The organism is Halomonas sp. NyZ770, from assembly GCF_020616575.1.
GTDB lineage: Bacteria > Pseudomonadota > Gammaproteobacteria > Pseudomonadales > Halomonadaceae > Vreelandella > Vreelandella hamiltonii.
On record NZ_CP085143.1, the window covers coordinates 390,345 to 403,567 of the forward strand.

8 protein-coding genes and 3 rRNA genes are annotated in these 13,223 nt (G+C 57.2%); 7 read left to right on the forward strand and 4 right to left on the reverse strand.

Annotated elements, in window-relative coordinates; all coding sequences use genetic code 11:
• Positions 1-5: 5 nt before the first annotated feature.
• Entirely contained in the window at positions 6-1,046 is a 1,041-nt protein-coding gene (locus LG409_RS01895; protein WP_016915950.1) for a type IV pilus twitching motility protein PilT, read from the forward strand.
• Between the two features lie 10 nt (positions 1,047-1,056).
• Here LG409_RS01895 and LG409_RS01900 read toward each other — a convergent pair whose 3' ends face one another.
• Positions 1,057-2,199, reverse strand: a complete 1,143-nt coding sequence (locus tag LG409_RS01900; RefSeq protein ID WP_227407493.1) for an anhydro-N-acetylmuramic acid kinase — start codon at positions 2,197-2,199, stop codon at positions 1,057-1,059.
• Positions 2,200-2,314: 115 nt separating this feature from the next.
• Between LG409_RS01900 and tyrS the strand changes: the two genes are divergently transcribed.
• From tyrS to LG409_RS01925, 5 genes are all read left to right on the forward strand, one after another.
• Positions 2,315-3,514: a tyrosine--tRNA ligase gene (gene tyrS / locus LG409_RS01905; protein WP_227407494.1), complete on the forward strand. Its 1,200-nt coding sequence runs from the start codon at positions 2,315-2,317 to the stop codon at positions 3,512-3,514.
• Between the two features lie 460 nt (positions 3,515-3,974).
• A 16S ribosomal RNA gene (locus LG409_RS01910) occupies positions 3,975-5,507 on the forward strand.
• Positions 5,508-5,801: 294 nt separating this feature from the next.
• Positions 5,802-8,695 (forward strand): 23S ribosomal RNA (locus LG409_RS01915).
• Positions 8,696-8,848: 153 nt separating this feature from the next.
• A 5S ribosomal RNA gene (rrf, locus tag LG409_RS01920) occupies positions 8,849-8,964 on the forward strand.
• The 16S, 23S and 5S rRNA genes sit together here, the layout of an rRNA operon.
• A 247-nt stretch (positions 8,965-9,211) precedes the next feature.
• Positions 9,212-9,400, forward strand: a complete 189-nt coding sequence (locus LG409_RS01925; RefSeq protein ID WP_016915953.1) for a hypothetical protein — start codon at positions 9,212-9,214, stop codon at positions 9,398-9,400.
• A 128-nt stretch (positions 9,401-9,528) separates the two neighbouring features.
• Here LG409_RS01925 and LG409_RS01930 read toward each other — a convergent pair whose 3' ends face one another.
• Positions 9,529-10,380, reverse strand: a complete 852-nt coding sequence (locus LG409_RS01930; protein ID WP_144984767.1) for a Tim44 domain-containing protein — start codon at positions 10,378-10,380, stop codon at positions 9,529-9,531.
• 142 nt (positions 10,381-10,522) lie between these two features.
• On the opposite strand from LG409_RS01930, the gene LG409_RS01935 reads away from it, so the two are divergent.
• A complete protein-coding gene (locus LG409_RS01935; protein WP_227407495.1) occupies positions 10,523-11,098 on the forward strand; it encodes an isochorismatase family protein in 576 nt (191 codons plus the stop codon).
• Here the strand turns inward: LG409_RS01935 and yaaA are convergent.
• Positions 11,095-11,880 (reverse strand): peroxide stress protein YaaA, encoded by a 786-nt coding sequence (gene yaaA, locus LG409_RS01940; protein ID WP_227407496.1) that lies wholly within the window; start codon positions 11,878-11,880, stop codon positions 11,095-11,097. The genes LG409_RS01935 and yaaA overlap by 4 nt on opposite strands.
• A gap of 150 nt (positions 11,881-12,030) precedes the next feature.
• Positions 12,031-13,062, reverse strand: coding sequence for an NADP(H)-dependent aldo-keto reductase (locus LG409_RS01945; protein ID WP_227407497.1), 1,032 nt, complete (start codon positions 13,060-13,062; stop codon positions 12,031-12,033).
• Positions 13,063-13,223 lie beyond the last annotated feature (161 nt).

Genomic DNA, 13,223 nt, shown 5'->3' on the forward strand with positions numbered 1-13,223 from the left:
GAGAGATGGATATTACCGAACTGCTGGCATTCTCGGCAAAGCAGAATGCGTCCGACCTGCATCTTTCTGCAGGCTTGCCTCCCATGATACGTGTTGATGGCGATATCCGTCGGCTTAATGTGCCCGCCATGGAAAACAGTGACGTTCGGCGATTGATCTACGACATCATGAACGACCGCCAGCGCCGCGACTATGAAGAGCATCTGGAAGCCGACTTCTCTTTCGAGGTGCCCGGCGTTGCGCGTTTCAGGGTCAATGCCTTCAATCAGGCGCGGGGGGCCGGGGCGGTGTTCCGTACCATTCCCAATGAAGTGCTGTCGATGCAGACCCTGGGCATGGGTGAGGTGTTCGAGCGTCTTGCCATGCTGCCGCGGGGATTGGTGCTGGTGACAGGGCCAACGGGGTCGGGCAAGAGCACGACGCTGGCGGCCATGATCGATTACATCAATGACCACCGCTTCGAGCATATCCTGACCATCGAAGACCCGGTGGAGTTTGTGCATACCAGCAAGCGCTGCCTGATCAATCAGCGCGAGGTGCATCGTGACACCCACAGCTTTGCAGGCGCGCTGCGCAGTGCGCTGCGGGAAGACCCGGACGTGATTCTGGTGGGCGAGCTGCGGGACCTGGAGACGATTCGGCTGGCGCTGACCGCCGCCGAAACCGGCCATCTGGTGTTTGGCACCCTGCATACCACGTCGGCGGCCAAGACCATCGACCGGATCATCGACGTGTTCCCCGGGGAAGAGAAGTCCATGGTGCGCTCGATGCTGTCCGAGTCGCTGCAGGCGGTCATCTCGCAGACGCTCCTCAAGCGACAGGGGGGCGGACGTGTGGCAGCTCACGAAATTCTGATTGCCACGGCAGCGGTGCGCAACCTGATCCGCGAAGACAAGGTGGCTCAGATCTACTCCGCCATTCAGACCGGTGGCGCGCTGGGCATGCAAACGCTGGATGCCTCCTTGGCGCGGTTGGTCAAGGAGGGGGTGGTCACACTAGGCGACGCTCAGGCCCGAGCCAAGGGAACGCTGTCGGTCAAGGAGTAGCGGCGCGGTATCAGGCGGCGTAAATACCGCCCAGTACACGCGGGCCGCTGGCACCCGTCACGGAAGGCAGATTGCCGGGGAGCCCATGCAGGCGCTGATGGGCCAGCCAGGCAAAGGCACCCGCTTCGATCCAATCTTCCGGCCAGCCCAGCGTGGCCGGTGATACCAGCGTCATGTGCGGTAGGCGAGCCGCCAGCCTCTCCATCAAATGGCCGTTATGGGCGCCTCCTCCGCAGACCAGCAGGGTCGCTTTTTGATCGCCCAGCGGCAGTTGGGCGATGCCTTGCGCGATACTGGCCACCGTGAGTTCCGCCAGCGTTGCCTGAATGTCGCAGGGCGCTTCGTGGCCGGTGAGGTGGCGCTGTAGCCAATCCAGGTGAAAGAGCTCACGGCCCGTGCTGCGCGGCGGTGGCTGCTGAAAGAAGGGCTCTTGCAGCAGTCGCTCCAGCAGGGCGGTGTCCACGCAGCCACTGGCTGCCCAGGCACCCTGTTGGTCAAATCGGCCGACATGATGCTGGCCAAACCAGGCATCCAGCAGCACATTGGCCGGCCCCGTATCGAACCCCACCACCGCCTGCCCCGGTTGGCTCGATAGCCAGGTAAGGTTGGCAAAGCCGCCCAGGTTGAGCACCAGCTGTTCACCTGCCCGTGCTCCGAACAGTGCCTGATGAAACGCCGGAGCCAGGGGCGCCGCTTGGCCTCCTGCGGCCAGGTCTCGACGGCGAAAATCCGCCACGACGGCGCAGCCGGTCAGTTCTGCCAGCAGGCTCGGGTTGTCCAGTTGCCAGGTATAGCGTGGCCCGCCCTGGTGCCCCTCGGGGGCATGTTCGATGGTCTGGCCGTGGCTGCCGATGGCCGCTATCTGGTGGTGAGCGACGCCATGCTCTGCCAACAGGGTGTTGACGGCTTGTGCTTGCAAGCGGCAGAAGGCATCTTCGGCAGCGGCCAGCTCGGCAAACGTCACCGACGACGAGTGGCATAAATGCAGCAGCTGCCCATGCAGCGCATCGGGCATGGCAACCGCCGTGGTACCGATCAGGGTCGGAGGGGTATGGGGCGTTATTTCGACGAGGGCGGCATCGATGCCGTCCAGGCTGGTGCCCGACATCAGCCCGACATACAAGGCCGGTAACGCGAGAGGTGAAGTTTTCATATCGCCATGCATCCAAAACGGGGTGAAGGCTCAACCAGTGCCTTGGGGCGTGGTAATATCGCCCGCTATCACGGTTAATCGCCTATATACGGCATATAGTACATGGAGAGAGGCAATGAGTGAGGTGGATCAGGCGTTAGCGCTGCTGTCGCGAGGTACGCATGAAATCCTGGTAGAAGACGAGCTGCGCAAGAAACTGGCGTCGGGCCGCAAGCTGCGCATCAAGGCTGGATTCGATCCTACCGCCCCTGACCTGCACCTCGGCCACAGCGTACTGCTCACCAAAATGCGCCAGTTCCAGGACCTGGGGCACACGGTGATCTTCCTGATTGGTGACTTCACCGGTCGGATCGGTGATCCCACCGGCAAGAACGTCACCCGCAAGCCGCTGACCGAAGCCGATGTCAAAGCGAATGCGGAAACCTATAAAGAGCAGGTTTTCAAGATCCTCGATCCTGAAAAGACCGAAGTCCGTTTCAATGCGGAATGGTTCGGTGAGCTGACCGCCGCGAAGATGATCGAGCTGGCCGCCCAAAGCACCGTGGCCCGCATGCTGGAGCGTGACGACTTCGAGAAGCGTTACAAGGCCAACCAGCCCATCGCCATCCATGAGTTCCTCTACCCGCTGGTGCAGGGCTACGATTCGGTTGCGCTGGAAGCCGACATCGAGCTGGGCGGTACCGACCAGAAGTTCAACTTGCTGATGGGGCGTGAAATCCAGAAGCATTTTGGCCAAGAGCCACAGGTCGTCATTACCATGCCGCTGCTGGAAGGGCTGGACGGCGTCCAGAAGATGTCCAAATCGCTGGGCAACTACGTCGGCGTGGACGAAGCGCCGGGGTCGATGTTCAACAAGCTGGTCTCCATGCCTGACAGCTTGATGTGGCGCTACTTTGAATTGCTCTCGTTGAAAACCAACGAAGAGATCGCCGCGCTGAAGCTCAGCGTGAAGCAGGGTGCCAATCCTCGGGATGTGAAGATGGAGCTGGCGCGTGAGCTCATCGCCCGTTACCACGGCGATGAAGCAGCCGCGAATGCGCATAAATCGGCGGGCAACCAGCTGGCCGAGGGTGAGCTGCCGGAAGATCTGCCGGAAGTGACGGTGGATTTCGAAGGCAGCGAGCAAGCGCCCATCGCCGCTGTTCTGAATCGCTCCGGCCTGACAAAGAACAGCGCCCAGGCCAAGGACATGCTGAAAAATGGCAGCGTCAAGGTCGATGGCGAGGTCGTTGCTCAAGATGCCATGCTGGCCACCGGTAAGGTGTACGTCATCCAGGCAGGCAAGAAACGTTACGCCCGTGTGACGCTTGCTTGAACTTTTTGAAAACTTTTTCAAAATAGCCCTTGCCAACCCGGCAGCGAATCCGTAAAGTACGCATCCGCTGCCGGGGACGCCAAGCGTTACCAGCGGTGCAGAAGGTTGAAAAACCTTCGGTTTGTCAGGAGGTTAGCGTCATCTGCTGGTTGGATTGATCGCTCGCTTCACTCGCTGAAAACAGTCCTTGACAAACACCACGGAATGCGTAGAATACGCCTTCCTCGCTGAGGCAACACGGTTCAGGTCACCGAGCCAGCCACAGCGAAATCGCTCTTTAACAATTTGATCAGGTAATTCATGTGGGCGCTTGCCGATGAGGGTGAATCATCACCTAATATCAAGGCAAGCGAACACCAAGATACTCTTCGGAGTATCGCAGTGAATTCGTTTGAACCTTGAGCCAAGTTTGATCCGCTTTTGTTGCTTTCGAGCAGCGAGTAAGGATCGCATTGATCTTAAACTGAAGAGTTTGATCATGGCTCAGATTGAACGCTGGCGGCAGGCCTAACACATGCAAGTCGAGCGGTAACAGGGGTAGCTTGCTACCCGCTGACGAGCGGCGGACGGGTGAGTAATGCATAGGAATCTGCCCGATAGTGGGGGATAACCTGGGGAAACCCAGGCTAATACCGCATACGTCCTACGGGAGAAAGGGGGCTTCGGCTCGCGCTATCGGATGAGCCTATGTCGGATTAGCTAGTTGGTGAGGTAAAGGCTCACCAAGGCGACGATCCGTAGCTGGTCTGAGAGGATGATCAGCCACATCGGGACTGAGACACGGCCCGAACTCCTACGGGAGGCAGCAGTGGGGAATATTGGACAATGGGGGGAACCCTGATCCAGCCATGCCGCGTGTGTGAAGAAGGCCCTCGGGTTGTAAAGCACTTTCAGTGAGGAAGAACGCCTGGTGGTTAATACCCATCAGGAAAGACATCACTCACAGAAGAAGCACCGGCTAACTCCGTGCCAGCAGCCGCGGTAATACGGAGGGTGCGAGCGTTAATCGGAATTACTGGGCGTAAAGCGCGCGTAGGTGGCTTGATAAGCCGGTTGTGAAAGCCCCGGGCTCAACCTGGGAACGGCATCCGGAACTGTCAAGCTAGAGTGCAGGAGAGGAAGGTAGAATTCCCGGTGTAGCGGTGAAATGCGTAGAGATCGGGAGGAATACCAGTGGCGAAGGCGGCCTTCTGGACTGACACTGACACTGAGGTGCGAAAGCGTGGGTAGCAAACAGGATTAGATACCCTGGTAGTCCACGCCGTAAACGATGTCGACCAGCCGTTGGGTGCCTAGCGCACTTTGTGGCGAAGTTAACGCGATAAGTCGACCGCCTGGGGAGTACGGCCGCAAGGTTAAAACTCAAATGAATTGACGGGGGCCCGCACAAGCGGTGGAGCATGTGGTTTAATTCGATGCAACGCGAAGAACCTTACCTACTCTTGACATCCTGCGAATTCGGTAGAGATACCTTAGTGCCTTCGGGAACGCAGAGACAGGTGCTGCATGGCTGTCGTCAGCTCGTGTTGTGAAATGTTGGGTTAAGTCCCGTAACGAGCGCAACCCTTGTCCTTATTTGCCAGCGCGTAATGGCGGGAACTCTAAGGAGACTGCCGGTGACAAACCGGAGGAAGGTGGGGACGACGTCAAGTCATCATGGCCCTTACGAGTAGGGCTACACACGTGCTACAATGGTCGGTACAAAGGGTTGCCAACTCGCGAGAGTGAGCCAATCCCGAAAAGCCGATCTCAGTCCGGATCGGAGTCTGCAACTCGACTCCGTGAAGTCGGAATCGCTAGTAATCGTGGATCAGAATGCCACGGTGAATACGTTCCCGGGCCTTGTACACACCGCCCGTCACACCATGGGAGTGGACTGCACCAGAAGTGGTTAGCCTAACGCAAGAGGGCGATCACCACGGTGTGGTTCATGACTGGGGTGAAGTCGTAACAAGGTAGCCGTAGGGGAACCTGCGGCTGGATCACCTCCTTAAACGATGTCTTCCCCTCGCGACAAGCGCTCACAATGAATTACCTGATCAGAATGCTGTTGATGCGCAGTGATAAACGCGCTTTCACGTTGAAAGAAAAAGAAAGACCTTCTTTTTTCTTTTAAAATGAAAGGAACAGCGTGTTTATCACTGCTTATGGCAGTCGCTCTTTAACAATGTATATCATGCTGACAGAAACGTGTTTAACACGTTTCTACGTAAATTGTATTGTGATACGTCTCAAGCGTATCCGGCAATCGTTATCATTGCGAACCCCAGACTCCTTCGGGTTATAGGGTCAAGCAATGAAGCGCACACGGTGGATGCCTAGGCAGCCAGAGGCGATGAAAGACGTGGTAGCCTGCGATAAGGTTCGGTGAGGTGGCAAACGACCTGCGACCCGGACATCTCTGAATGGGGAAACCCACTCATCACAAGATGAGTATCTTGCGCTGAATACATAGGCGTAAGAGGCGAACCAGGGGAACTGAAACATCTAAGTACCCTGAGGAAAAGAAATCAACCGAGATTCCCCTAGTAGCGGCGAGCGAACGGGGACCAGCCCTTAAGCGTGTGACTGATTAGACGAACAGATTGGGAAGTCTGGCCATAGCGGGTGATAGCCCCGTAGTCGAAAATCTGATCACGTGAAATCGAGTAGGTCGGGGCACGAGAAACCTTGACTGAAGACGGGGGGACCATCCTCCAAGGCTAAATACTCCTGGCTGACCGATAGTGAACCAGTACCGTGAGGGAAAGGCGAAAAGAACCCCGGAGAGGGGAGTGAAATAGATCCTGAAACCGTGTGCGTACAAGCAGTAGGAGCCCACTTGTTGGGTGACTGCGTACCTTTTGTATAATGGGTCAGCGACTTATATTCAGTGGCGAGGTTAACCGTATAGGGGAGCCGTAGGGAAACCGAGTCTTAACTGGGCGACACAGTCGCTGGATATAGACCCGAAACCGAGCGATCTATCCATGAGCAGGGTGAAGGTTGAGTAACATCAACTGGAGGCCCGAACCAGGATCTGTTGAAAAAGATTTGGATGACTTGTGGATCGGAGTGAAAGGCTAATCAAGCTCGGAGATAGCTGGTTCTCCTCGAAAGCTATTTAGGTAGCGCCTCACGTATCACCGCCGGGGGTAGAGCACTGTTTCGGCTAGGGGGTCATCCCGACTTACCAACCCGAGGCAAACTCCGAATACCGGTGAGTGCAAGCGTGGGAGACACACGGCGGGTGCTAACGTCCGTCGTGAAAAGGGAAACAACCCAGACCGTCAGCTAAGGTCCCCAAATCCTGGTTAAGTGGGAAACGATGTGGGAAGGCTCAGACAGCTAGGAGGTTGGCTTAGAAGCAGCCATCCTTTAAAGAAAGCGTAATAGCTCACTAGTCGAGTCGGCCTGCGCGGAAGATGTAACGGGGCTAAACCAGGTACCGAAGCTACGGGTTCATCCTTACGGATGAGCGGTAGAGGAGCGTCGTGTAAGCCGATGAAGGTGTGTTGAGAAGCATGCTGGAGGTATCACGAGTGCGAATGCTGACATGAGTAACGATAAAGGGAGTGAAAAACTCCCTCGCCGGAAGACCAAGGGTTTCTGTTCGACGCTAATCGGAGCAGAGTGAGTCGGCCCCTAAGGCGAGGCCGAAAGGCGTAGTCGATGGGAAACGGGTCAATATTCCCGTACCGGACATGATTGCGATGGGGGGACGGAGAAGGCTAGGTGAGCCAGGCGTTGGTTGTCCTGGTGAAAGTGAGTAGGCTTGGGTCTCAGGTAAATCCGGGACCCTCCAAGGCCGAGACACGAAACGAAGACACTACGGTGTCGAAGTCATTGATGCCACGCTTCCAGGAAAAGCCTCTAAGCTTCAGATCATGTGCGACCGTACCCCAAACCGACACAGGTGGTCAGGGTGAGAATCCCAAGGCGCTTGAGAGAACTCGGGTGAAGGAACTAGGCAAAATGGTGCCGTAACTTCGGGAGAAGGCACGCCGGCGTAGGGTGACGAGACTTGCTCTCCAAGCCCGAACCGGTCGAAGATACCAGGTGGCTGCAACTGTTTAGTAAAAACACAGCACTCTGCCAACTCGCAAGAGGACGTATAGGGTGTGACGCCTGCCCGGTGCCGGAAGGTTAAGTGATGGTGTTAGGATTCGTCCGAAGCTCTTGATCGAAGCCCCGGTAAACGGCGGCCGTAACTATAACGGTCCTAAGGTAGCGAAATTCCTTGTCGGGTAAGTTCCGACCTGCACGAATGGCGTAATGATGGCCACGCTGTCTCCACCCGAGACTCAGTGAAATTGAAATCGCCGTGAAGATGCGGTGTACCCGCGGCTAGACGGAAAGACCCCGTGAACCTTTACTATAGCTTCACACTGGACGCTGATGTTGCCTGTGTAGGATAGCTGGGAGGCTTTGAACCTCGGACGCCAGTTCGAGGGGAGCCAACCTTGAAATACCAGCCTGGCATCATTGGCGTTCTCACTCAGGTCCGTTATCCGGATCGAGGACAGTGTGTGGTGGGTAGTTTGACTGGGGCGGTCTCCTCCCAAAGCGTAACGGAGGAGCACGAAGGTACCCTCAGCACGGTCGGACATCGTGCAATGAGTGCAAGAGCATAAGGGTGCTTGACTGCGAGACAGACACGTCGAGCAGGTGCGAAAGCAGGTTCTAGTGATCCGGTGGTTCTGTATGGAAGGGCCATCGCTCAACGGATAAAAGGTACTCCGGGGATAACAGGCTGATACCGCCCAAGAGTTCACATCGACGGCGGTGTTTGGCACCTCGATGTCGGCTCATCACATCCTGGGGCTGAAGTCGGTCCCAAGGGTATGGCTGTTCGCCATTTAAAGTGGTACGCGAGCTGGGTTTAGAACGTCGTGAGACAGTTCGGTCCCTATCTGCCGTGGGCGTTGGATGTTTGAGAAGAGCTGCTCCTAGTACGAGAGGACCGGAGTGGACGACCCTCTGGTGTTCCGGTTGTCACGCCAGTGGCATTGCCGGGTAGCTATGGTCGGACGGGATAACCGCTGAAAGCATCTAAGCGGGAAGCCCCCTTCAAGATGAGACATCCCTGAGGCCTAGAGCCTCCTGAAGGGCCCAGCGAGACCAGCTGGTTGATAGGCACGGTGTGGAAGCGCTGCAAGGCGTTGAGCTAACGTGTACTAATGGCCCGTGAGGCTTGACCCTATAACACCCAAGGGGTCTGGTCGTGATGATAACGAAGAGTGTGAACGCACTCGCAACACCGGATACGCGGCAGTGAGCCCAAGGGCTTGCTGACAAGAGACGCACACAATACACGTCAAAAACATCTCAGCATGATATGCATTACCTGTTACGCCTGACGACCATAGCACGCGTGAACCACCTGATCCCATGCCGAACTCAGAAGTGAAACCGCTTAGCGCCGATGGTAGTGTGGGGTCTCCCCATGTGAGAGTAGGTCATCGTCAGGCACTTATATCGTAGAAAGCCCCGAGCACACTGTGTTCGGGGCTTTTTGCTGTGCGTTGCATACCTCAGGTGCTGAATACGTCTTATCGCTGATCAATGTATCGCAGATCAATGCACGATATTTGCTCAAAGCTGGCTGGCTTAACATAATTTATAACAACTCCTTACCCTTCTCATCTGGTGTACAACCCTGTGCTCTTTTAGGATATGACTGAACGATCTGGAGTTATGGCTCAGGAGGAGAACTACATGAATACGACGATCATCAAGAAGCTGGCGACTGCGCTTTTCATTGCGCTGATGGTAGGTGGTCTGGCGGCCTGTGATAATCAGGGCCCCGCCGAGGAGGCTGGCGAAAGCATTGATAACAGCATCGAAAGCGCCGGTGAAAGCCTGGAAGAGATGGGCGAGAGCATCGAAGAGTCTGCCGAAAACTAAATTTGAAAAACTAAATCTGAAAAACTAGGCAATGCACTACCCGCTATCCGAACATGACGGGTCAAGCATAAAAAAACAGCCGCTGAATCAGCGGCTGTTTTGCGTTGCAGCGGTCAATGACCCGCGTATCAGGCACCCGGGTTCTGCTCGATGCCTTGCAGGTACCAGGGAGCCTGGTCACGCATGGCGCGTGTGAGGTGCCAGGTTTCGTTGAACTCGGTCTGTTCGCCGTTCTCTTCCAGTAGGCCATGGAAGATGACCGTGGCTTCGGCAACGCCGTCGTACTCATTGATATCGCCAAGCTCGGCGAACAGGCGCACGACCTCCGTGCGGTTGTTGGCAGGCTCCTGTGCGCGCTCTTCGCGCAGCAGGTTGTAGAGCTCGGGGGTCACGTACTCCTGAATCTGGCTGAAGTCGTTATTGTCCCAGGCGCGCTGCAGCGTCATGAAGTGCTCCTTGGCGCCGCCGAGAAAGCGCTCTTTGTCGAACCAGTCAGGCGTGCTTTGCAGGCCGCTGGCTAAACTGCCGGGAGCCGCAGACGAAGAGAAGCTGGTGGGAGCGGGGGCAGCGTTACCATGCTGCTCGCGCTGGTAACCCGCTTGCGTGGCAGGACGACGTTGGCGCATGAAGGCGCGGAACGCAAAGATGGCGAGCGCCGCAACACCTACCATGACCAGCAGGTCCATCATGCGCAGCTCATCGAAGGCACCGCCAAAGAACAGCGCTGCCAGCAAGCCACCGGCCAGCAAGCCGCCCATCATGCCTCCCATACCGCCACGGCGTGCTGCGGCAGCGCCTGCCTGGCCCTGCTGGGCAGGCTGTGCCTGTTGCTGTGCGGGCGTGCTGGCAGGGCGGTCCGCCGAGCGAGACATGCTGCCCACGTTACCACCACCGCCCATGCGTCGTGCTTCGGCATGCTCGATGGCAGCACTCATACCCATCACGCTGACCAGCAGCATGACAAAAAACTGTCGTAACATTGAGGTTTCTCCCTTCAGGATGCAGAAAACGGAAGGCGCTGGGAACCCAGCTCCCAATCCATAAGCGATGGCCAGTGTACCGTGTAACGTCCTGTCTGGGTTATGCTGACACTCACTATAAAGACAAAAGTAGGGTGAAAAAGTGCGTATTCAAAAGACAGATAGTCTGCTGCTGCTGATCGATTTCCAGGCCGGATTGCTGCCCGTCATCGAGGGTGGCGAACTGGCCATTCGCGAAGCGGCCTGGCTGGCTGGAGTAGCCGAGATGCTGCAGGTGCCACGCTGGCTGACCGAACAGTACCCGGAGCGTTTAGGCGGCACGGAGGCGGGGCTGGTAAAGGCCGTGGGCACACATGAACGATGGCAAAAAACGCATTTCAGCGCCATGGAAGAGCCAGATTTTGCACAGGCACTCAAAGCGCTGGGGCGACATCAGATCATCGTGTGTGGCACGGAAGCCCATATTTGCGTACTGCAAAGTGTGTTGGGCCTGCGAGAGGCGGGCTACGAGGTGTTCTGGCTGAGCGAAGCAACGGCTAGCCGTCGCCGCGAAGAGGCGCAACTGGCCAAAGCGCGTGCCTGTGCGGCAGGCGCGGTGGCCGTCAGCGCCGACATGGTGGCGTATGAATGGCTGCACCGCTGTGACACCCCGCTTTTCAAGGAGGTGCACCAGCGATTCCTCAAACCACGCTCAGCACAGCCGGTGACCTTTTTCTAGCGGTCCCGGTCGGCTTCCTTGCGTGTAAAGACCAGCGTATCGCCTTCCGATGCAGCCGAGTCGAAGCGATAACCTGCCACATCGAACGATGCCAGGGCATCGGGGTCGTTGATCTGTTGCTGGATGATCCACGCGCTCATCAAGCCACGGGCTTTCTTGGCATAGAAGCTGATAATCTTGAACATACCGTTCTTTTCATCCTTGAACACTGGCGTAATGATGCGTGCATCCAGCTTCCGAGTGTCGATGGCCTTGAAGTATTCGTTCGAGGCCAGGTTGACCAGTACCCTGGAACCACTTTCTTCCATTGCCTGGTCGAGCGCGGGAGTCACCACAGGTTTCCAGTAGGCATAAAGGTCCTTGCCAGCATCGTTGGGTAGTTTGGTGCCCATTTCCAGACGGTAGGCCTGAATGAGATCCAGCGGGCGCAGCAAGCCGTAGAGACCTGAGAGGATACGCAGGTGCTGCTGCGCAAAGCGGTTGTCTGCCTCGCTGAAGGTCTCGGCCTGCAGGCCGGTATACACGTCCCCTTGAAATGCCTGAACGGCGGGCTTGGCGTTGTCGAGGGAGAAGGGGGGCTGCCATTCGGCAAAGCGCGCGGCATTGAGCCCGGCCAGCTTGTCGCTGATGCCCATCAAATCGCTCAGCTGTTGCGGTGAATAACCACGCAAGATATCGATCAGCGGCTGGCCATGCTCCAGAAAATCAGGCTGTGTCACCTGGTCGGTAGTGGATGGCGTTTCGAAATCCAGCGTTTTGGCCGGGGAAATGACGCTCAGCATGGCGGGCTCCTTTTGCCGTGACCAAGGATAAGCCACTGCCCTACGCTAACGTGCGGGCAGTGACGAGAAATCGTGCAGCTATTATATCAAGCCTTGGGGTGTGCCAAGGCTATCGGGGTGATAGCGGCAGGGCTATCGGGCGCAGGGGCATCAGGGGCAGGGGTTCGGCATGCGGCGATGAATGTCATCGATGGCCGTGAGCACGTCTTCGTCCAGTTTGAGCCCTTCGCTGGCGAGGTTGCTTTCCAGCTGGTCCATGGTCGTCGCGCCGATGATGTTGCTGGTCAAGAAGCTGCGCGAGTTGACGAAGGCCAGCGCCATCTGCGCGGGGTCCAGGTCGTGCTCTCGGGCCAGGTCCACGTAAGCCTGTGTCGCTGCTTCCGCTTCGGGCGAGGTGTAGCGCTTGAAACGCTCATACAGCGTCAGGCGGCCCTTGGGAGGCTGGGCGCCGTTGAGGTATTTGCCTGACAGAACGCCAAAACCCAGTGGAGAATAGGCCAGCAGCCCGACGTCTTCACGATGAGCGATTTCCGCCAGTCCGACCTCGAAGGAGCGGTTCAGCAAGTTGTAGGGGTTCTGAATGGAGGCGACCCGGGGCAGGCCCAACTGCTCCGACAGATGCAGCATGCGCATGACGCCCCAGGGGGTCTCGTTGGAAAGGCCCACGGCACGAATTTTGCCTGCATCGACGAGTTCCTTCAGTGCCGACAGTGTTTCTTCGAGCGATGTGGTCTCTTCCTGGGCATCGTGCACATAGCCCAGCTTGCCAAAGAAGTTGGTGCTGCGCTCGGGCCAGTGCAGTTGATAAAGATCCACGTAGTCGGTCTGGAGCCGCTCGAGACTGGTGTCGATGGCCTGATGAAGGTGCTCCCGGCTCATCTTGGGCCCGCCGCGAATATGATCCAGGCCCGGGCCGGCTGCCTTGGTGGCGATGATCACGTCATCACGGGCGCCGCGCGCCCGCAGCCATGTGCCAATGTAGCGTTCGGTGAGCCCCTGCGTCTCTGCCTTGGGGGGAACCGGATACATTTCCGCCGTGTCGATGAAGTTGATGCCAAACGCAACGGCGCGATCCAACTGTTCGTGAGCTTCGGCTTCGCTGTTTTGCTCACCAAAGGTCATGGTGCCTAAACACAGACGACTGACGTCGATGCCCGTTCTACCCAAGGGGCGCGTTTGCATTGACTCTCTCCTTAATTGAGACGTGATGTGCTCGGGTGGCAAGGCGCTGAGAAGCGCCATATTCGACCACTGGCAGCCATGTTAACGAGGCGCTACAAAAGCAGCAAATCAATAGGGTTGAGTCGGCGCCAAGGCAAGCGTATGCTTGCCAGCCCATTGAT

Excerpts from the sequence above, each read along its gene's own strand:
- LG409_RS01925 (WP_016915953.1), top strand. The coding sequence starts at position 9,212 with ATGAATACGACGATCATCAAGAAGCTGGCGACTGCGCTTTTCATTGCG.
- LG409_RS01945 (WP_227407497.1), bottom strand. The coding sequence starts at position 13,062 with ATGCAAACGCGCCCCTTGGGTAGAACGGGCATCGACGTCAGTCGTCTG.
- LG409_RS01900 (WP_227407493.1), bottom strand. The coding sequence starts at position 2,199 with ATGAAAACTTCACCTCTCGCGTTACCGGCCTTGTATGTCGGGCTGATG.
- LG409_RS01930 (WP_144984767.1), bottom strand. The coding sequence starts at position 10,380 with ATGTTACGACAGTTTTTTGTCATGCTGCTGGTCAGCGTGATGGGTATG.
- yaaA (WP_227407496.1), bottom strand. The coding sequence starts at position 11,880 with ATGCTGAGCGTCATTTCCCCGGCCAAAACGCTGGATTTCGAAACGCCA.
- tyrS (WP_227407494.1), top strand. The coding sequence starts at position 2,315 with ATGAGTGAGGTGGATCAGGCGTTAGCGCTGCTGTCGCGAGGTACGCAT.
- LG409_RS01895 (WP_016915950.1), top strand. The coding sequence starts at position 6 with ATGGATATTACCGAACTGCTGGCATTCTCGGCAAAGCAGAATGCGTCC.